Here is a 20,332-nt window from a genome sequence, read left to right on the forward strand (position 1 = left end):
GGAATATATGAGAATTATTACCAGCTATGGTCAAATGATATGAAAGCTTTGCTTCTTGAAATCAAAAAATGTGTAGATGAAACACGAAACACATCTGATTTCTTAGAACCGGATCAAATCAGATACTTCGAAGAGAAGTATGATACGATAATAAAAATTGGCATGAAGGAAAACCCACCACCTTTGATATTTCAAGATCAGCCAAAAAAACGTGGAAAAAAGAAACAGACTACTGCAAAAAATCTACTCGATCGTTTCATAGGTTACAAAGATGATATTCTCAGGTTTATGCATGACTTTGATGTTCCTTTTGAAAATAATCAAGCTGAAAGAGATGTCAGGATGATGAAAGTGCAACAGAAAATTTCCGGAACTTTTCGTAGTATTCAGGGGGCTGTTACTTTCTGCCGCATCAGGGGTTACATTTCAACAGTGAAAAAAAACAAACTTTCGGTTATCGATGCTATTATGGGTGTTTTTAGAGGAGAAGCATTTATTCCGAATATAGCAGAATAAAAAATGAACTCAATTTTTTAGGATGAACGGAATATGTTATGGGATAATTTGGGGGGTCTGAATAGTCACGAAACAGGATTGAACAAAGGATCGGTCGAATACCACCTGAAAACGATGAAAACAGAAAAAATGATAGAATCTACAAAACAAACGGAAAACTTCGCTATTTTCTGAACCACTCCACCTATACGAAAGAAGATCAGATATTGATTGCTTCGTTGAAAAATGATGTACATAGGAGGATTATTTTAGAGATGCTCAATAATCCAAGTATAAATCATAAAACCCTTGCAGAAAAAATCGGGGTTTCTGGACCTACAATTACGCAGCACATCAAGTACCTGAAAGAACAGGGGATTGTTAAAGCTGATACAAATGGCAGATACACAATTTACAGCATCAATTCCAATTACTTCGATTCTTTGCACAAGTTTATAAGTATAACTGCATAAATTTCAGGCCGAATTGAATATCTCAAGAAATTACCAGAACAATTTCAAAAACCTTATAAATGAACCCAGCGAAATTCCGGTGTGATCAAATATGGTCGTTAAAGTAGGTTTTATTAAACTTGGAAATCTTGGAACCTCACAGGTAATAGATCTATTACTTGATGAGATCGCAGCGAGAGAGGGAATAGCAGTCCGTGTATTCGGAACAGGGGCAAAGATGGGGAAGGATGAAGCCGCAGAAACAGCATCCTTCAAGAATTGGGGGCCGAATTTTGTTGTTATGATCAGTCCCAACTCAAGTGCACCTGGCCCAACAGCAGCACGTGATGTCTGGAAAGATACACCCACAATAGTAGTATCCGACGGGCCCACAAAGAAAGAGGACAGGGAAAAACTGGAGCAGGCAGGCTTTGGCTACATGATCCTTCCGGTTGACCCGTTGATCGGTGCAAAAAGGGAATTCCTTGACCCGACAGAGATGGTTATTTTCAACACCGATGCTGCAAAGGTATTGTCCGTATGCGGCGCAATAAGGCTGGTCCAGACAGAGATCGACAAAGTCATAGACCAGGTGGCAGCAGGCACAAAACCACTTGTGCTCCCAAAGATACTTGCAAAACCAGAGAAATGTGTGGAAAGCGCGGGATTCAATAACCCCTACGCAAAGGCAAAAGCCCTTGCAGCCCTGCACATAGCTACCAAGGTCGCAGAGATCGACTTCCCGGCATGCTTTGTTTTAAAAGAGGTAGACCAGATAGCTACAGCAGCAGCAGCAGGCCATGAAGCCATGCGCGCAGCAGCAAGACTTGCTGATGAAGCCCGCGAAATGGAAAAAGCAAATGACTCAGTGCTCAGGAAGCCCCATGCCAAGGACGGCAGATTGCTGACCAAGACAAAACTCCTGGAGAAACCCCAGTAAAGTGAATCTCTTCACAGCAGGGTTCTGTGAGGATAGTACAAAAAATCATGTCAGGAAGCATTATTGCTTCCTGTTTTTCTTTTCCAGGTAAAATGTTTATTTATAATATCAGGCGGAATTAAGATTTAGCTTGTATCTTCATTGCCAAATCTTAAATAATAATAAACTGCTTTTGAAATTGCTTCTCTTACATGTGCTTCTCGTGTTTTCACTTTCAGTGCAATAATATCATCCTGGGGAAAAATAGATTGTACATGAACCAGGTTTTTTGGTTCGGTTCCGTCTTTCAATAAGCTGTCTGGATTTTCTTTATTATTATTTTTTAGAAGCATCCCATTTCTTCGCAACTCTTTTTCAGCCTTTCGTTTTTGTTTTTCGCGCTCTTCGATCAATTTAATGGCAGTTATAAGTTTCATATTTTTCAACCCGGTCAGTTTATGTCATGATAATAAGTATCATGATTTCACAAAGATAAAAAGATACTTCACACAAAAAGGCTACAATATAATTTCAAAAAATATTATATACATAATTATTGAAAATAAAATCTAAAATGAGAGACCTGTTTTTAGACCCACCCCGCAAGGAATAATTTATATTTTGATCTGTTCCGGCAAAAATCCTTTCTTAATAAGAACTTCTTTCATTCTGCTTTTATGATTTCCCTGAAGTTCGATAACATTATCTTTTATAGTACCACCGCATGCGAATTTTGATTTGAGATAAGATGTTAATTCCTGCAAATTAATCTCGCTTGGATTAAGACCATCGATCACAGTTACTTCTTTTTTATATTTTCGTGTATCTACCTTAATTACTATTCTCTGTTGTTCTTTTGCTACTTCTTCGCAGATGCAAAGCTCTTTTGGCAAACCGCATACAGCACACATTTCTGAACTCATTTATTGGATTAATACCTCCATTCTTATATTACACAAGATTGTTATATAGCTACTTGATGCTTCCCGTATTAAAATATGATGGTGTAATGATAGCGAATAACATTGAGTTTGCACGAACAATGGCAAAACAGGCAATAGGATTGATGTTCAGGAGAAGTATCCTGCCGGATTATTCAATGATATTTATCTTAAAAAAACCATCCGGGGTCAATGTTCATATGTTCTTTGTATTTTTCCCGATCGATGTAATATTCCTGAATAACGAAAAAAAAGTCATGGGATTTTCAGGATTAAAACCCTGGGTTGGATATAAAGCAATGAAGGACATCAAGTATGTTCTTGAAATGAAAGCAGGAACAATCGTAAAGTTCAATCTGTCTATAGGCGGACAAATGGAATTTGATGAGAATTTAAATAGATAGAATATAACCCGAATAGAACATTAACTAATATTATGACACTCAAAGGAAAATTAACTGGAGATAATGTATTACTTGAAAAAAATGCAATTGAAGAATTGCATAATAAGAGTTATTATGGGCGGCCTAAAGGTGACAACCTCGAAGTTTCTCTTACAGAAACCGCCTTTCTCATTTATATGGGAAAAATAAAAGTTGAATTTGGGGGAAAAGAAATTGGTTTTGAGGATTTTTTCCTGAAAGCATCCTCACTACTAAAAAATTTTGAATTATTTTATATCGTTTATAAAGATATGAGGGAACGCGGATATTATGTCCAGCCAGGGGTAACTGGCTTTCGTGTTTATCCACGTGGCGGACACCCCGGAAAAACACCTGCTGAGTTTTTCATATTTGTAACATCAGAAAGGATACCTTTATTACTATCCCAGTTAAGGACCCATCTGGAGACAGTCGAGAACCTTAAAAAACGCCTGGTTCTTGCTATAGTTGACGAAGAAAGTGATATTACATATTACGAAGTGAAAAAAACAGCTCTAACAGGCACTTATGAATTAAGATTGGGCAAAAAGTTATCAACTGCGATCCTGCTTGAAGACAGGGTGATGGTCTGGAACCCCGATGCTTCTTTAGCACTTCAAAAAAATGGTTTTTTTGGTAAACCTATGGATGAAGGCCACCTGCAACTATCACTTATTGAGTCATGTTATCTTTTAAAAAAAGGGATACTGGACATTGAGAACAAGAATAAGGAAGTGCTTGATTTTGATAGTTTTTCAAAATCAGCTTCCGATATAGAATCAAATTTCATGGTAAAATATTCTGTGTATGAAAAACTAAGGAATGACGGGCTCTTTCCGAAGACAGGATTCAAATTCGGAACACACTTTCGGGTCTATAAGAAAATTGATGATATGACAAAACTGCCCCATTCAGATTATCTTGTTCATGCAATTGAAGAGGATCATATTTTTTCTCTGCAGCAGCTTTCACGCGCAGTGCGCCTGGCCAACAGCGTAAGAAAAGAAATGATATTTGGTACAGTCGATTCGCATGTTGATTTTTTTATGATAGGGCGGATGCGACTGTAACCTGTATTTATTCTTCTTCTTCTTTCTGTTTTCTTTTTACTACTTTTTCGAGTTTCTTAGCCCACATATCCTCTACTTTTGTATATTCACACTCAAGGTAATGAGAGACTGCTTTTGCAATTGCATCTTTGGTGCTTGTCTCCCCTGTTTTTTGTTTAAGGGCTTCAATATCATCTTCTGTAAGAACCGTTTGTGCGTGCATTATTTTTGCCATTTTATAACTCCTTAAAAAAAAAGCAATGCCACCACATAGAGGCATACTTTTAATTACTACCTCATTATCATAGGATAGTATTTAAACATTACTGATAAAAATAAAAAACGCTATGGTTTAGACCTGATTATCCTCAACATCATAAAAGAACTTATAATCATAAGAATCAGGCTAACTGCACCAAAACCAGGAGTTTTGTTATTATCATTTGTTTCTTCTGTAGCTGTAGCTTTGATTTCCGTCTTTCCTGATATAGCAAAACTCTTTTCAGCAAGATTTAATTCATTCTCGGCATATCCGATGAATTCAAGAGCAGATGTGCCATCTTTTTTCCAGAACGAAGATAGGGCTGAATTTGCATTATTTGTATTATAATCTTCAGCTTGCTTAAGGTGTGCTTCAGATTCTGTGACATCAATACCTTTCATTTTTGCTTCTTTTATTTGTTTGGATAATGTCTTTGATCTTTCATCGATATCTGCTATTTTTTTCAATATTTCTGAAAATGAGCCTTTTAATATAATAGTGTCCTTTATATGAAGATTTTCCGGGGTCCATGTCGGAACCATATGACTATTCTGGAAAAGTATCCTGAATGGTTTGGGTGTTACTGATATCACTTCAATTCCTTTTGGCAAGAACACCTGGCTCCTGATATCTGCGTCCTGAGAAACCCCGATATCCGCAGTTTTCCCGGCTATTATTGCCTGCGGCATATCAATGGGAATTTCAATTGAATAATCGCCGGCTTCTTTCCTGGCAAAATTCTCTGCCCTGAAACCGATACGCCCGTTCCATGTTTCACCGGTTTTTATAGACGCATTGAAACTCACTGTCAATTTTATCCCATTTCCAACAATCTGCTGTTCTACTACCTGGCCTTTTGAGCTGAAAGTATGTTCGAAATCATATATAACTATAATATTCGATGCAGGGACTACGAATGAAATACCATCAAGAGGTGATGGGCCGCTATTTGCAACCTCAACCTGTATTAATTCATCCACCATGCCGTCTTCATTCACAGTTACGTTCAATATCCAGCGGTTAAGGCTTATATCTGCTGCCGATGCCGGAAAAACCATCAATAAGACAATAATAAAACAAACAAGAACTTTTTTTATGGACATATAAAATCTCCAGCCTATTGTTGACTTTTAGAACTAATAACGTTTGCGTTATGCAAATAATTTTTGTTATTTAATAATTTGTTCTACCACTTGTACTACTTCCCCTGTTCTTTCGTATGCCTTTAGCCCCGAAGGTAAATTATCAATGAGCTCTTGCGATCTTAGCCCTTTCAGGAATTTCTTAATCTCATGATATTCCATAATCCTTTTTGGAATCACAAAATCATATTCCTCATCAGCTATTTTTATGAATTTCAAACCATTCATTTCTGCAACTGTACGAATTCCTACCCCGACATCGGCTTTACCCAGTTTTACCGCAGCAGCGACCGCACTGTGGGTTTTTGCTTCAGTATGATAACCTTTAATCGAATTAGCGAGTTCTTCGAAAGATATTCCACGCTGCCTTGCGACTTCCTTTAGCCTGAGATCGGTCATGACTCTTGTTCCCGAACCTGTATTCCTGTTAATGAACCTGGCATTGATCAAATCCTCAAACTCCTTTATTTTGCTGTCCTTTCGTATTATCAGGCCCTGTTCCCTCAGGTATCCTTTAACAAGAACAACATCAAAAAGCCCGATCCTTTCAAGAAAAGGAATGTTATAGGCACCGGATTCATCAAGGAGATGCACTCCGGCTATATCGGCAATACCGTTTTTGACAGCATTTATTCCGCCGGATGAACCCACATTTATTATCCGCATTTTAAGCCCGGTTATGTCCGCGAGTATATCAAGGCCAAGACAGTGGCTGCCAACAAAGAATATATCAGGGTTTTCAGGTTCACCATACAATGTGACTTCAACATTATCACCTGCTTCTATTATCTCAACTGTTGACGGGATCTCTATAAAACCATCGGCCTCAGAAAGCGTTGTAATAGCTCCCGACCCTTTTTCTATAGGATAGGCGATGCCCCTTATAAGACCTACAGGAAGAAGCTGGCTTCTGCCCTCGGAACGTATCCTGATAGCCGCTCTTGCATGTATTTTATTATTTATGCTTGTTTTTCCGGTCATTTTCCTGATCAGTGGTGCCACAAATTCATTGAAAATCGTAAGGGATGAAGCAGGATATCCAGGTAGCCCAAAAACAGGTTTTCCAAAGATCTTCCCGATAATTGCGGGTTTTCCGGGTTTTATATCGATCCCATGGGCAAGGACTATGCCGTTTTCTTCAATTATCCTGTACATTATGTCGCCAGAACCTGCTGATGTGCTTCCCGACGTGATAATAAGATCACAGTTTTTTGAGAGTTCATTTAATGCTTTTTTGATCTTTGTCTCATCATCCTTTACATTACAGTAACGGATAGGTGTGCCCCCGCACTCACTGACCGCGCATGAGAGTGAAAAAGAATTTACATCATATATCTCACCTGAGTTGAGTGAGCAGCCCGGTGCTTTCAGCTCATTTCCTGTTGAGATTATTCCGACTGTAAGCCCGAAGATGCTTATTTTTTGTTTACCGATCGCACAAAGAACACCTATTTCCCGTGCACCGAGGCAGGTTCCCTTTTTTAAAATCCGCTCTCCGGCCATTATATCCGAGCCTGCCTGCATGACATTTTCATTAATGGAGACAGGACGGTGGATGAAAATATCTTTATCAAAATGCGTATATTCAACCATGACGACGGAATCAGCCCCTTCCGGCATTACCGCACCGGTTGCGATCTCAGCAGCCTCTCCCTTTTGAAGAAAAATACCAGGATCGATTCCCGCCGGGATAGATCCAATAATTTTAAGCCGGACCGGCCTGTCCTCACGCGCAGTATAAGTGTCAGAAGCATAAACTGCATAACCATCCATCGATGCCCTGGTAAAAGGAGGAACATCCACCTGCGAAATAACATCCATTGCAAGGATATGTCCTGAAGCATCTTCTATGTTTACTTCGAATATCTGAGGTTTAATATCAAGGCTGTTGATGATCTGCCTTGCTTCATCACGGGTTACAAGTTTCCTGAATTCTTTTCTCACAGGCATTATTATGGGTCATGTGGTTAAATCGTTTTCCGGAATTTTTAGAAAAATTCTTCAGATATTTTTTTGTACAACTTATACATTTATAATAATATATGTCAAGTGTAACCTTTCTCGGAACTGGCGGCGGAAGGATGGTCGTTCTTAACCAGTTGCGAAAAAGCGGCGGGTTCTGGTTAAAACTTGATGACCTGAATATCCTCCATGATCCGGGTCCTGGTTCCCTTGTAATGATGCACCAGCTTGGCCTTAAACCAAGAGAACTTGATGCTATTATTTTATCCCACAGGCATATAGATCATTCATGTGATGTAAATGTACTAACGGAAGCAATGACAGGTGGAGGATTTACTCCAAGAGGGCGCTTGATCGCACCTTCTGATTGCTTTAATACTGACCCTGTTATACTCCAATATGTGAGGCCTTTTGTTGAAATAAATGAAATTAAAAAAGGAATGGAGATAACTATTAAGGATATCAAAATGAAGTTCCCTGTTGAAAATATGCATCCTGTGGAGACTTACGGCGTCATTTATACCTTCAGGTCCGGGCGCCTTGGATATATTCCTGATACTGAATATTTTCCAGGACTTGCAGATGCTTATGAGGGTATTGATTACCTGATACTTAATGTTGTGCGGATGAAGACCGATAAAAGGATCCGTCACCTGAACATAGATGAGGCATCAGAGTTGATCAACAGGATAAGACCGAAAAAGGCCATACTGACACATTTCGGTTTACAGGTATTGAAATCATCCCCGGAGCACCAGGCAAAGCTCATATCAGAAAAAACCGGTGTGAATGTCATTGCTGCCCGGGATGGCATGACAGTGAATTTTAAGAACGGGAATATAAAGAAATGGTTTTAGAGCTGTCACATCTCATTTTTTTTTATCATGATCATTGAAATAGCAATGTTTAATGCTATTAATGTGCTAAAACAGATTTATTATGAAGGATATTACTGCTGAATTAAGAACTGCCTTATATGGCAGGAGCAGTGTTTTTATGGGCTCTGCAGAGACGCCCACTGAGCGTATCGTATATCATATATTGTATGAAACTGTCATTGCGAAAAAAAACGTTATATGGATATGCCTCAGGGACACACCAAATACAATATTTTCCAAATTTTCCTCTTATGAGTTGCCCCTGGCAGGATCGATTGAGAATATATGGTTTGTCGATGCCACCATCATCGGAGACAAAACAATTGCGCATCAGACCTCCAGGTGCAATCCCATGGACTACACGTGTATGATTATGGAAGTAGTTAAACTGCTGAAAAAATATCCTGCATCCCTGGTTATGCTTGATAACATTGGCATGATGGCGCTGCTTGATCGTCTGGATGTTATTGTGCGTCCATTGAAATATCTGGATACAAGAATACGGGCGGAAGGAGGGGGTTTTGTGACAATGCTGGCAAATAAAGCACTACCGGGAAGCGTTGAATCTGAACTTCTTGGGCTTATCGATGTTATCATCAGCGTTGAACAAAACGAAATTCATGCACAGGTGGGAAGCAAGGAACTGAGTATTCCTTTTTGCTTCACGGGTAGTGAGCTTATCCTTGGTAGCGTTAATGCGGATAAAGATTTACAGGAATTATTCAGCCTGACCACTGAAGAAAAGAAAAAACTGGAGCTTGAAGTAGAGGAGAAAGCGCATCTTTACGGGGAACCGGTTGATTGATTGATCCGTTCCCAGAGTTGTGCTATCTGTTTACTGTATTCCGAATTGGGATATGCATGTACCATGATCTTTCTTGACCAGGCGCCTGCAATTGCTTCATCATACAGGATAACGCCTATAGGTTCAAGACCTAATTTCCGGCTCAGTTCTTCAAGTGTTTTTTTTGAAGCCTCATATTTATTTTTAGGAAGCTTGTTGAAAAGGATATGTGGCCTGGATTTCAAACGCTGGGCCACACCGGAAATAACATAGGTTCCCCGGATATCCTGTTTGTCCAGTGTACATACTACGATGCTGATTTCAGTCGTACCCATGATAAGGAGGCTTGACCTGTTAAGTCCCGGACTGCAATCAAATATTATATGGTCGGGATTATACATGGTCTGGAAATCCCGCAGTAACACCTGAAGCTTTTCTTTTGCCTGGGCAGGGTCTTTTGAGAAACTCACAATATCTTCCTCAGTTGCATACGATGGAATGATATAAAGCTCTCCCTCATCTCTCTTATGTATGATCTCTTCAAGTGCTGCCTTGTTCTGGACGTAATCTACTAATGTCTTATTGGTCTTCAGGCTAAAAAGCGCATGAATGCCAGGGCCTGAAAAATCAGTATCTACCAGTCCGACTTTATAACCCTTGCTGACAAGATAGCAGGCAAGGTTCCCTGATATATTCGTCTTGCCTGTCCCGCCTTTATAAGAATGAAAGCTTATCCACATTTCTTGCACCTTAAATAAATAATTCCATAATCTTAACCCAGTATTTCCTCAAGTTTCTTATCCAGCTCATCTATTGACCCAATCATTTCAGGGGACTCTTCCTCGTTCTTTTTTCGTGATGAATAGTATACTTTTTTTCCGACCCGTTCCCGTTTTAGCCAGCCCTCCCTGACAAGTTCATTAAGGTATTTGTTCTCAATTGACCTGTGGCGGCCTGTCCGGATGCATACTTCATCCGCAGTGGCCTTTGATAATTCTGATACTGCAAAAAGTGATTTTCTTAAACTGTCAGGAATCGTGAGGTATAAAGCAATCTGGTCTTCTACAACCGGGTGAAGACGCGATTCAATCTCTCCTACCCTGCGTTCAAGTGACTGAAGCCTTTTCTCAAAGACCTTCATATTATCGTTTGAGTTTGTTCTCATATCTGAATTCATTTTATTTCCAATGCACAAATGCAAGTCGCATAACCTGGAATATGATGAGCAACGTTTGCACATTACAGTATACTGTGCAAGCACATATATATACCTAACCGATGTATTGCGAAAAACAATATGAAATATACATGTAAATGTTGTTTTTTGCACAATAGTTATATACTGGTATGAGCATATTATGCAATTGTGAGGAAGTTGCACAATAACGCCTCTTCATCCACCCCTCCATGTTGCAACTTCCCTCAATTTTGATAATAAAGATGAATCAAATTGTTGAAAATGTTAACATATTGCTAACATATAAAAGCTATATCCAATGAAACAAATATGGCTTCTATATGGCAAACATCGGGCTTATCACACCTACTCCTTTAGAATCAGAAGATTTGAGATGCCAGATCGACCCCTCGCCTTATGAAGAACAGGGGATTATTACGAAGGGTTATTTACATGGGAATCATGTTATTTTTTCCCATTGCGGCGTAGGCAAGGTGAACGCGGCGCACACTACAACCCTTATTCTTGAAAACAACGAAATAGATTTCCTGGTACTTTTCGGTATTGCTGGCGCGTATCCGGATGCGGATGCAGCTATCGGGGATGTTGTGGTCGCACAGAGTGAGAATTACGGGGAAGAAGGAGTAATGACCGGCGATGGATGGAAGCCTATGGATTTCACAGGTTTTACGCTTGTGAAAAATAAGATCGGATATTTCAATACTTTCCCGATGGACCGGAAATTATCGCAGCTTGCAATAAATGCTTCAAAAGATGCAGGATTAAACACGCATGCAGGTCATTTCATAACAGTATCGCAGTGTTCCGGAACACGCATTAGCGGTGATATCATGCAAAAGCGTTTTAATGGCTTATGTGAAAACATGGAAGGGGCCGCAGTTGCTCATATTTGTTCCATGTACGCTGTCCCGGTGATCGAGGTCAGGGGAATAAGCAATATTATTGAGGACAGGGATATGAAAAAATGGAACATTCCTCTTGCGGTATCGAATTGTAATAAGGCAGTCAGTGAACTGATCAGGAAGATGGAATGAAAATATCTACAGGTTATTCACCATGTCCCAATGATACATTTATTTTCTATGCCATGACACATAATAAACTATCTCCCGATCTTGAATTCAGTGAGACTTTAAAAGATGTGGAAACTCTTAACCGTCTGGCCTTGCAAAAAGTTTTTGATGTAACAAAAGCGTCATTCCATGGATTTGGTTTTTTAAGGGACGATTATTGTCTCCTGCATTCGGGAAGCGCTCTCGGTAGAGGTTGCGGGCCTCTGATAGTGGCCAGGAACGGAACAGGTCAGCAGGAACTCAGTTCGAAAAAAATTGCCATTCCCGGTAAGATGACCACTGCTTACCTGCTGCTTCAATTGTTCGCGCCCGATGCGAAAAATATTGTCGAGATGCCTTTTGACAGGATCATGAATGCGGTTAGCATGGGTGCCGTTGATGCAGGCTTGATAATCCATGAGAGCCGTTTCACTTATCCCCGATATAATCTTGTAAAGGTAATGGACCTGGGTGAGTGGTGGGAAAATGAAACCGGTTTACCTATCCCGCTTGGAGGAATTCTAGCAAGAAGAGATCTGGGAGCAACCGTGATCGGGAAAATCGATGGTCTCATCAGGCAGAGCCTGGAATATGCAATCCGGAATCCTGAAGAAACAGTGAAGTATATCAAAAAGAACGCACAGGAGCTTGATGACGATGTGATTGAGCAGCACATCAGGCTATATGTAAATGATTATACGAGGGATTTAGGGGACGGCATAGCAGCAGTAGAAAAATTGCTGAAAACTGCGGAGGATTTGAAACTGATTCCTCATTCTGAAAAAACGATTTTTGTTGATTAAAGGAAATTCTTTATCAGATCGTCGCTTGACTGTCTGTTGTTGCCCTCATTTATTTTAATAATTTTCTGTGCTTTCCTTTTTGCCGGAGGACAACCTGAACATTCATATATAAAATGGATAAAACCTGTTTCCGGATTTTCTACCGTATTTTTGTGCTCATATTCTGTGTTACAATCCGAACATATTCCGACTATAGGGACTATTTCATTGCAATGATGGCATTTACGAACAACAACATTGATCACTTCATTTTTTGTATTGATAGCAGATAATGAATATTCGTCATCGCTCTTGATTTTTAATTCTGTAGCCATATTCCATTTCAACTTAATAATAACAGGATATATTAAAACTTTACGGGTTTTTTGCGATAATTCCAAAATCATGCAAAACGGAACGTTTATTTTTAGAGACGTTATCATATGATAGACAGAGGTGAACAGTTTGACTGAAATATTTACATCTAAAATAGACTATCTATGCGCTATTGAAAAAGGTTGCTTACATTGTGGTGATAAACATCAACCGGATTGCCCCGTGGGAATGGCAAAAGCGCAAATCAGCTGTACCAACGATTTATTAACCGAATTTTATAAACGCAAATAAACCAAAACCTATTATATTCCTGAAGGTATAAAGGCATCCTGTGACCAGAATAGCAGTGCTTGCTTCAGGAAGAGGTTCGAACCTCCAGGCTATCATAGATAGTATTGAAAATGGCTATCTGAAAGCTCAAATCTGTGTTGTGGTAAGCGATATTGGAGATGCTTACGCACTGGAACGCGCCAGAAAACACGGAATAAATTCTTTTCACGTAGATCCGAAGGGATTCGGATCAAAGGACTTATACGAGGAAGAGATTCTGAGAGTTTTGAAAAACAATAATGTTCAACTCGTGCTTCTTGCAGGATACATGAAAATTCTCGGAAAGACACTGCTTACAGCTTATAAGGACCGGATACTCAATATCCACCCTGCGCTGCTTCCTGCTTTCCCCGGCCTTCATGCACAGGAACAGGCATTCAGGTATGGTGTAAAAGTTGCGGGATGCACAGTTCATTTTGTGGATGAAGAACTTGACTGCGGACCCATAATACTGCAAAAATGCGTGGAAGTGAAAGAAGACGACACAGACCAGACTCTTGCGGAAAGGATACTTGAGCAGGAGCACAAGATTTATCCCGAAGCGGTTAAATTATTCGTCGAAAATAGGCTGCGTTTTGAAGGACGGAAAGTGAAAATCATAAGATAAATCACAAATAAATCAAAATAAAGCACGATAGGTCATGATAACAGAATAAATTAAGAGGAATTATTATGCCGTTAAAAACAATAGATCCTGAAATTTATGAAATAATGAGACATGAAATTGAAAGGCAAAGAACCAAACTGAATTTGATAGCCTCTGAGAACTATGCAAGCCGTGCAGTTCTGCAGGCTCAGGGCTCTGTAATGACGAATAAATATGCTGAAGGATATCCGGGTAAGAGATACTACGGAGGCTGCGAGTTTGTGGATGCCGCAGAAAACCTTGCAGTGGACAGGGCAAAGAAATTATTTAAGGCAGAACATATCAACGTGCAGCCGCATTCAGGGTCGCAGGCGAATATGGCGGTTTATTTTACGATGCTCAAGTACGGGGATACGATAATGAGCATGGATCTGTCTCACGGCGGTCATCTTTCGCATGGCAGCCCTGTGAATTTTTCAGGAAAATTATTTAAGATAGTCCCGTATGGTGTTTCAAGGGAGACAAGAACCTTAGATTATGATGAATTATCAAAAATCGCAAAGGAACATAAACCAAAAATTATTGTTGCGGGAGCAAGCGCGTATCCACGAGAACTTGATTTCAAAAGATTCAGGGAAATTGCGGATGAGGTAGGAGCACTGCTGCTTTCGGATATCGCGCATATTGCAGGATTGGTTGTTGCAGGGGTACACTGTGACCCTGTGCCATATTCGGATTTTGTTACAACGACAACGCATAAGACCTTGCGTGGACCGCGCGGAGGCATGATCATGTGCAGGGAAGAATATGCAAAAGATATAGATAAGACGGTTTTTCCGGGGATGCAGGGCGGGCCTCTTATGCATGTAATAGCAGCAAAGGCAGTGGCATTTAAAGAAGCGATGAGTAAGGAATTCAATGATTACCAGAAGCAAATCGTTAAAAATGCAAAAAAAGTTGCTGGTGAACTGACGATGCGGGGCAATGAACTTGTATCGGGCGGCACGGATAACCATCTTATGCTTGTTGACCTGAATCCTATTGGCATAACAGGCAAGGAAGCTGAAGCAAAACTTCAGGAAGCAGGTATTATCCTAAACAAGAATACTATTCCTTTTGAGACAAAGAGCCCCTTCATCACAAGCGGTATCCGGATAGGCACGCCTGCCGCAACAACGCGGGGAATGAAAGAAAAGGAAATGATTATTATTGCAGAGGCAATCGACGAGGTCATCAGGAACATTAATGATGTAAATAAGATCAAGGAAGTAAGGAGAAGCATTCTTGAGCTTTGCAACCAGTTCCCGATCCCGTACGAGTGAGTAGCTATGGAGCCGCTTCCTGAAGTTACAGATCCCAGGGTAATAGATGGGAGAAAAATAGCACAGGATATTGAAGCTAAGGTGAAGAACGAAGTTGAGGTGTTTGTAAAAGAGCATGGCATAAAGCCGGCTCTTGCCACAATTCTTGTAGGAGAACATCCCCCGTCAAAACTGTATGTAAAACTTAAACACTGGGCTGCAAAACGTGTGGGAATCATATCTGAAGACCACAAATTTCCACAGGAAACAAAACAGGAAGAGATAATCGAACTTATCGAGACCCTGAACAGGCGTCGGGAAATACACGGCATACTTGTACAACTGCCTTTACCCAGACATATCGATGAACGCGCAGTAATGATGAAAATCGCGCCACAAAAGGATGTAGATGGTTTTAACCCGCTCAATATGGGTAAAATGCTCATCGGAAGCGAAGGTTTTGTTCCCTGTACGCCCAAAGGGATAATAAGGGCGCTTTCCAATTTCAATATCGACCCGAAGGGAATGGAAGTTGTTGTTGTCGGGCACAGCAATGTTGTGGGAAAGCCTGCCGCGATTATGCTTTTAAACCGCAATGCAACCGTGAAGATATGTCATGTTTTTTCAAAAGATCTTAAAAGTCAGACACAAAAAGCAGATATACTCATTGTCGCGACCGGTGTGAAGGGACTGATCAAAGCTGATATGGTGAAGGAAGATGCGATCGTTTTTGATGTTGGTATTACCTGGCAGGATGAAAAGGTCTATGGGGATGTTGATTTTGAAGATGTTTTGCCAAAAGTTAAATTGATCTCACCTGTTCCCGGAGGCGTGGGCCCCATGACAATAGCCATCCTTATGGAGCATACGCTGCAGGCAGCGAAGATACAGTGCGAGTAGATTTAAATTAAAAAACAGAAGGGTGCAGGCCATCAAGCGAGCGCCCCGGCAGTCTGGTAACTGATATCTGATAATTCCAAATCGCAGGTGAACTCGTTCCTCGGCACTTCTTAACCACGATTGAAGCCCCAAATTTATTAGCCGATAAGCGAACAAAGAAGATATATAGAAAAATGGATCAGAGAAAAAGCTAAAGCTACGTCACATCTGAGCTAATTTTTTGAGAGCTTTGTCATGCCTACTCATAGTTTCTTCCAGGAATTTCTCTTGCTTGGGAGTTAACCTTTTTTCCTTTTCTTTTTCAACAACAGGCAGCTCTGATTCATCAGCATAGGATTCTTTTCGAGCATATCTCATTGTGAGTATTAATTAGACATCATCATATTTAGCTTTAAGCTGTATCGAATTTGGAAGAAATCTCTCACACCCCACTCCCTTCTCCTCGCATCTCCTCAAAAACGTCTCAAAAATCTCGCTATAATAATCCTCACCCCTCAAGAAAATCCTTTCATAATCGCCAAGCAGATCAGGCTTAAACCCTGAAATAAACTCCCGAACCCTCTCCCGGACTCCTTCCTTCAGTCTCAACCTATCAACAAGCACATATTTCGGCTTCACCCGAGCGATGGCATCGATCAGCGCATCAACATCAGTAATATGTGGCATTACCGGCCCCAAAAAAACCCATGTATTGATCCCATTTTTCGAAAGTTCCTTCAGCGCGTGCAGCCTTTCCTCAACAGCCGATGCGCCAGGTTCAAGTTTTTCCCTCACCCTCTCATCAAGCGCCGTCAGGGTTACCCCCACTTCAATATTTGAAAAACTCTTCAGCAAATCCATATCCCTCAATACAAGTGACGATTTTGTCTGGATGCAAACCGGGAAATCATGCAATGACAGCAGTTCGAGGCACCGGCGTGTAATCTCATATTTCTTCTCAGCCGGCTGGTATGGATCAGTAACCGTCCCAAGCCCCACAACACCTTTTTTCTTTATCCTGAGTTCTTTTGAAAGTATCCGCGGCAGATTCACTTTTGCTTCTACAAGCTCGCCCCACGCCCCCTTCTCCTTATCCCAATAAATGACCGAGGGCGCGTAGCAATAAACGCAGGCGTGTTCACAGCCCCTGTAGGGATTGAGGGAATAGTCAAGTCCGGGAAGTTTTGAGGGTGAGAGAGCAGTTTTTACTTTTACTTCTTTTATCATATTCTTTTTCATTTACTGTTCCCAACTTATGTAAAAAAATCCTCCAGTCCTCTCTGGTATAATGTATTTTTCAAGACCATACTCTCCTTGATCCACCTCGCTTTCGGAATAACAAGCCTGGTGGAGATATATGAAAAAGCATCATCAAGTGATGAGAACTTTTTAGGTGATGCAGCAAGAGCGGCTCTCACATTCTCCCTCACATTCCACACGCCTACTGGCATGATATAACCTGGATGGGCTTCCCTCAGGATCACAACACGCGCCTGCCGCCTTTCTTTTATGAGATATTCATTCACAGCAAGCCGGGCGGCATAATAACAGCCCCCTATTTCAGCATACGTCGTTCGCCCTTCATAACCTTCAGATGATGACATTATTGCCACATCTTTCCCGAACGGGTTCCATACAGTATTCGGATACCATGCCTCTATCAGCTCATAGCTCCAGGCGCGGGGTATCATCATGACCACAAACCTGTTATCAAGCTGCCACGACTCAAAAACAAGAAACTCATTGATGAGGGGAAAATCCTTCATTTTCTCCATAAGATTTGCGCCAATCATGCTGTCAACTGCTGTTATGCTCCAGCGCGTAGGAACAAAGCGGCGCGCTTTTCCTTCCCCGAATGCACCTACAGAAAATGCTTTCTGGATGCTTGATATGATCGTATCTTTTTTATAAAGTTCAAGGACTGCATCCTTTGCTTTGAGGTCAGTATCATTATATGCTTTTTCCATCCTCCGGTCGAATTTTGTGTTCCCAACGTCGATCTTCTTAAGAGGTGCGGTGGGGCCGAAAGGCTGGACCTCGTCATCAAGTACAAGCCTTGTATGTGGTTTTTTCAGGAATTGCGCCTCTACATCAATAGGGGATGCACAAAGAGCCATCTCGCGGGTAGCTTCTACGATGCGGCTGCTGTCAAGGTCTCTTATATGGACAAGATGTTTTCCCCGGACAAGCTGCGAGCGAAAATCAACTATCTCATCGATACTTTTCCCGATCCACATTTCAGGGGTATCAAGAAGGGTGGTATTCCCGTGTGTCGGGGGAATAAGGGGCCCGATAGAAACATACGGATAGCCGATCCTTCCTATAAACACGCCTGGCGGGGAAGAGCCATCAATATTCAGGCTATCTGTCAGCGGTTTGACCTTTACGTTCGAATAGAATTTGACAAGAACAGGACACCTCTGCTTGCCGCATAATAATTTTGAACCGCGACACAGGATGCACAGGGCATCGCTTGTCCCGCTGAATAGCGAATCCGGGCTTTCCATGTATCAGTTGATGATATAAAGGGATATAAAATAAATGCAAGCTATGTGAAAGTGATTGCCCATAAAGTGTTGATCGTCTTTAATAAATGAAGCTCTCTACTCTGAAAAATTAGAAGATATTGTTAATGAGTTTCAGAAAAGAGGGTCGAAGCCTGCGAAGGTACAGCTTACGAGTCAATCTTCATGCGTCGTCGTTATCCGTGCTCATGCCGGCCTAATCGTTCATTTCCCTTGCTCACGGCTTCTACGAAAGCGCACGTCTGTTTCGCGGAGAAGCGTGAAACGGTTGCGTTCGTCCTGCGTTTGTTTATATTTATGATAATTACAATTCAACAACGTCCCATAGTTCTTCGTTTTTTACGGTATCACACATCTTAGTTGGCTCGGCTCATTTACAGTAATTGACATTGATGCTATGAAATGAATTTTTATGAGAAAAATATATACCATTATAGAAATATAATACCATAGAATATGGCTAAACTGAGTATTTCTAACATATATGACAGATGATGGAAAATCAGATGGATTTAATTTTGCAATAATTGCGGTTACTGCCCTATTGGGTTTTCTATCAGCAATTTATATATATTTTTCAAATTACTCGATTGAAGAGAATTGGTATTCTTATGCTTCTCTTCTAATTCCAATCACATTTGTTTCTATTTTATATTTTCTTATATATACTACATTACATGGTATTTCGATAAAAATGCGAGATGACATTAAAATGCGGATAGAAATGGTAGCTGATATCGTTTACAATTCTGCTTTTTTATTTTTCTTAATAATTTTAGCATACTTTTCAAGTCTAATCTTATCTTACACAAATCCAGATAAATATGTTATAATTGTAATATTTATTTATATAGTAATATTCTTATTAATATGGATAATAACTTTGCGCTATTTTTCGTTTTTGTTTTGCTGGGATAAAATTCCAGGAAGAGATACAGAAAAACTGATTGAATTTCTGGTAGCAAGGAAAAATATTAGGTGGGCAAAAACGGCAGTGGTCGAAAAAATCGATAACGGTTCAACCATAAAGCTATCTGCCGCTGATAACCAGCTTTATCTAAGACTTAACAAAAAAGAAACCAGGGCCAACTTAAGTATCAATAACGATAGGTATTCGTTTAGCTGGAACGATGTTCCTGGGAACGATAGCGGAAGACTAAAAAAATTCCTGACACGTAGCTTTGGTATTGATTGGATAAAAGCAGCAAAAATTGAAAAAACAGATGCGGATAGGCTCATAATTATATCTACTAACATGAAATATCTTTTGTTAAAACTTAATGATGACAAAACCAAGGTAGATTTAATAATCAATGGCGAACGGACCCATGAATTCACCGTGAATAAAATAAACAATTTGCGAAATATATACGACATCAATTTCAAAGGAAAATCATTTCTTCTTAGATTTGGGATTATTTTAATATCGATTGTGTCTCTTGTTTTGGGGATTTTTTTATATAAGTCTTTATATATGCTTGGTTTATTTTTGCTTTCATTTTCCTTAATAATTGCAATTATCCTCTATCAATTCATCGTTCCAAGAGGATATTCCAAATGGGGATATGTAATTGCCTCATTTTTTATCTTATTTGGACTAATTATTTGGTCTATATCATTTGTTCCTTTTTCAAATATCGCCAGTGGAGATATTACAACCGATATCAATAGCGTTTATTATAAGAATGGTGGTCCAATTCCTGTAACTATTCATGTCACAGGTCCGAATTCGTATATATCAATAGAATTATCGAAATCAGATAGAGAGAATAATTTATCTAAAATAGATTCGATAGAACGTATAGAACCTAATCACAAGTCAAATATAATTATATCTGGTAATCTTTCTGCCAATTCATTTGAAAATGGAAAGTATGGACTTTTTATCAATCCAACGAATTTGAGTCCAGGATATTATGAATTGAATGCTACTCGTCCTCGTTTAAATAATATGAAAATAGCTATAAGTGGATTCTATTTATTGAATGATAGTAAGAGTAACTACAATTCACCATCGAATTGAAACAATCCCAAACT

General features: G+C 40.0%; 23 protein-coding genes. 13 read left to right on the forward strand and 10 right to left on the reverse strand.

Annotated elements, in window-relative coordinates:
• The 3 genes from FIB07_11980 to FIB07_11990 all read left to right on the forward strand — a co-directional run.
• Window positions 1-516: transposase (locus FIB07_11980; GenBank protein ID NJD53574.1), on the forward strand; the 516-nt coding region annotated here is incomplete at its 5' end.
• Between the two features lie 218 nt (window positions 517-734).
• Window positions 735-968, forward strand: a complete 234-nt coding sequence (locus tag FIB07_11985; protein ID NJD53575.1) for a winged helix-turn-helix transcriptional regulator — start codon at window positions 735-737, stop codon at window positions 966-968.
• Window positions 969-1,059: 91 nt separating this feature from the next.
• On the forward strand, window positions 1,060-1,887 hold the full coding sequence (locus tag FIB07_11990) for a F420-dependent methylenetetrahydromethanopterin dehydrogenase (protein NJD53576.1): 828 nt from the start codon (window positions 1,060-1,062) through the stop codon (window positions 1,885-1,887).
• 125 nt (window positions 1,888-2,012) lie between these two features.
• Here FIB07_11990 and FIB07_11995 read toward each other — a convergent pair whose 3' ends face one another.
• Together FIB07_11995 and yciH are read right to left on the reverse strand one after the other, a co-directional pair.
• Complete coding sequence (locus tag FIB07_11995; GenBank protein ID NJD53577.1) at window positions 2,013-2,303, reverse strand: hypothetical protein; 291 nt, start codon at window positions 2,301-2,303, stop codon at window positions 2,013-2,015.
• A 177-nt stretch (window positions 2,304-2,480) separates the two neighbouring features.
• A complete protein-coding gene (gene yciH, locus FIB07_12000) occupies window positions 2,481-2,789 on the reverse strand; it encodes a stress response translation initiation inhibitor YciH (protein NJD53578.1) in 309 nt (102 codons plus the stop codon).
• Between the two features lie 56 nt (window positions 2,790-2,845).
• Between yciH and FIB07_12005 the strand changes: the two genes are divergently transcribed.
• Window positions 2,846-3,211, forward strand: coding sequence for a DUF192 domain-containing protein (locus FIB07_12005; protein NJD53579.1), 366 nt, complete (start codon window positions 2,846-2,848; stop codon window positions 3,209-3,211).
• 32 nt (window positions 3,212-3,243) lie between these two features.
• Complete coding sequence (gene endA, locus FIB07_12010; GenBank protein ID NJD53580.1) at window positions 3,244-4,299, forward strand: tRNA-intron lyase; 1,056 nt, start codon at window positions 3,244-3,246, stop codon at window positions 4,297-4,299.
• A gap of 7 nt (window positions 4,300-4,306) precedes the next feature.
• Here the strand turns inward: endA and FIB07_12015 are convergent, their stop codons facing one another.
• The 3 genes from FIB07_12015 to FIB07_12025 all read right to left on the reverse strand — a co-directional run bounded on the left by FIB07_12015 (window position 4,307) and on the right by FIB07_12025 (window position 7,632).
• On the reverse strand, window positions 4,307-4,513 hold the full coding sequence (locus FIB07_12015) for a hypothetical protein (protein ID NJD53581.1): 207 nt from the start codon (window positions 4,511-4,513) through the stop codon (window positions 4,307-4,309).
• 110 nt (window positions 4,514-4,623) lie between these two features.
• Window positions 4,624-5,643, reverse strand: a complete 1,020-nt coding sequence (locus FIB07_12020; protein NJD53582.1) for a hypothetical protein — start codon at window positions 5,641-5,643, stop codon at window positions 4,624-4,626.
• Between the two features lie 66 nt (window positions 5,644-5,709).
• Window positions 5,710-7,632 carry a molybdopterin biosynthesis protein gene (locus tag FIB07_12025; GenBank protein NJD53583.1) on the reverse strand — a complete coding sequence of 641 codons (1,923 nt, stop codon included), beginning with the start codon at window positions 7,630-7,632 and terminating at the stop codon, window positions 5,710-5,712.
• Between the two features lie 92 nt (window positions 7,633-7,724).
• Between FIB07_12025 and FIB07_12030 the strand changes: the two genes are divergently transcribed.
• Both FIB07_12030 and FIB07_12035 read left to right on the forward strand, forming a co-directional pair.
• Entirely contained in the window at window positions 7,725-8,501 is a 777-nt protein-coding gene (locus FIB07_12030) for an MBL fold metallo-hydrolase (GenBank protein NJD53584.1), read from the forward strand.
• An 82-nt stretch (window positions 8,502-8,583) separates the two neighbouring features.
• Complete coding sequence (locus tag FIB07_12035) at window positions 8,584-9,327, forward strand: hypothetical protein (GenBank protein NJD53585.1); 744 nt, start codon at window positions 8,584-8,586, stop codon at window positions 9,325-9,327.
• Here FIB07_12035 and FIB07_12040 read toward each other — a convergent pair.
• On the reverse strand, window positions 9,306-10,046 hold the full coding sequence (locus FIB07_12040; protein ID NJD53586.1) for a MinD/ParA family protein: 741 nt from the start codon (window positions 10,044-10,046) through the stop codon (window positions 9,306-9,308). The genes FIB07_12035 and FIB07_12040 overlap by 22 nt on opposite strands.
• A 32-nt stretch (window positions 10,047-10,078) precedes the next feature.
• A complete protein-coding gene (locus FIB07_12045) occupies window positions 10,079-10,483 on the reverse strand; it encodes a hypothetical protein (GenBank protein ID NJD53587.1) in 405 nt (134 codons plus the stop codon).
• 341 nt (window positions 10,484-10,824) lie between these two features.
• Between FIB07_12045 and mqnB the strand changes: the two genes are divergently transcribed.
• Window positions 10,825-11,538: a futalosine hydrolase gene (mqnB, locus tag FIB07_12050; protein ID NJD53588.1), complete on the forward strand. Its 714-nt coding sequence runs from the start codon at window positions 10,825-10,827 to the stop codon at window positions 11,536-11,538.
• Window positions 11,535-12,359, forward strand: a complete 825-nt coding sequence (locus FIB07_12055) for a 1,4-dihydroxy-6-naphthoate synthase (protein ID NJD53589.1) — start codon at window positions 11,535-11,537, stop codon at window positions 12,357-12,359. Before mqnB ends, FIB07_12055 begins: the two co-directional genes overlap by 4 nt.
• On the opposite strand, the gene FIB07_12060 is transcribed toward FIB07_12055, so the two are convergent.
• A complete protein-coding gene (locus FIB07_12060; GenBank protein ID NJD53590.1) occupies window positions 12,356-12,673 on the reverse strand; it encodes a hypothetical protein in 318 nt (105 codons plus the stop codon). The two genes, FIB07_12055 and FIB07_12060, sit on opposite strands and share 4 nt — an antisense overlap.
• Before the next feature lie 332 nt (window positions 12,674-13,005).
• Between FIB07_12060 and FIB07_12065 the strand changes: the two genes are divergently transcribed.
• The 3 genes from FIB07_12065 (at window position 13,006) to FIB07_12075 (ending at window position 15,791) form a co-directional block, all read left to right on the forward strand.
• A complete protein-coding gene (locus FIB07_12065) occupies window positions 13,006-13,611 on the forward strand; it encodes a phosphoribosylglycinamide formyltransferase (GenBank protein ID NJD53591.1) in 606 nt (201 codons plus the stop codon).
• A 65-nt stretch (window positions 13,612-13,676) separates the two neighbouring features.
• Window positions 13,677-14,912 (forward strand): serine hydroxymethyltransferase, encoded by a 1,236-nt coding sequence (locus FIB07_12070; protein ID NJD53592.1) that lies wholly within the window; start codon window positions 13,677-13,679, stop codon window positions 14,910-14,912.
• A 6-nt stretch (window positions 14,913-14,918) separates the two neighbouring features.
• Window positions 14,919-15,791 (forward strand): bifunctional methylenetetrahydrofolate dehydrogenase/methenyltetrahydrofolate cyclohydrolase, encoded by an 873-nt coding sequence (locus FIB07_12075; protein ID NJD53593.1) that lies wholly within the window; start codon window positions 14,919-14,921, stop codon window positions 15,789-15,791.
• Window positions 15,792-16,160: 369 nt separating this feature from the next.
• On the opposite strand, the gene FIB07_12080 is transcribed toward FIB07_12075, so the two are convergent.
• Both FIB07_12080 and FIB07_12085 read right to left on the reverse strand, forming a co-directional pair.
• Window positions 16,161-17,009 carry a radical SAM protein gene (locus FIB07_12080; protein NJD53594.1) on the reverse strand — a complete coding sequence of 283 codons (849 nt, stop codon included), beginning with the start codon at window positions 17,007-17,009 and terminating at the stop codon, window positions 16,161-16,163.
• 14 nt (window positions 17,010-17,023) lie between these two features.
• Window positions 17,024-18,277 (reverse strand): hypothetical protein, encoded by a 1,254-nt coding sequence (locus FIB07_12085; protein ID NJD53595.1) that lies wholly within the window; start codon window positions 18,275-18,277, stop codon window positions 17,024-17,026.
• 502 nt (window positions 18,278-18,779) lie between these two features.
• On the opposite strand from FIB07_12085, the gene FIB07_12090 reads away from it, so the two are divergent.
• Window positions 18,780-20,318 (forward strand): hypothetical protein, encoded by a 1,539-nt coding sequence (locus FIB07_12090; GenBank protein ID NJD53596.1) that lies wholly within the window; start codon window positions 18,780-18,782, stop codon window positions 20,316-20,318.
• Window positions 20,319-20,332: the final 14 nt, after the last annotated feature.

Source organism: Candidatus Methanoperedens sp. (assembly GCA_012026795.1).
Taxonomy (GTDB): domain Archaea; phylum Halobacteriota; class Methanosarcinia; order Methanosarcinales; family Methanoperedenaceae; genus Methanoperedens.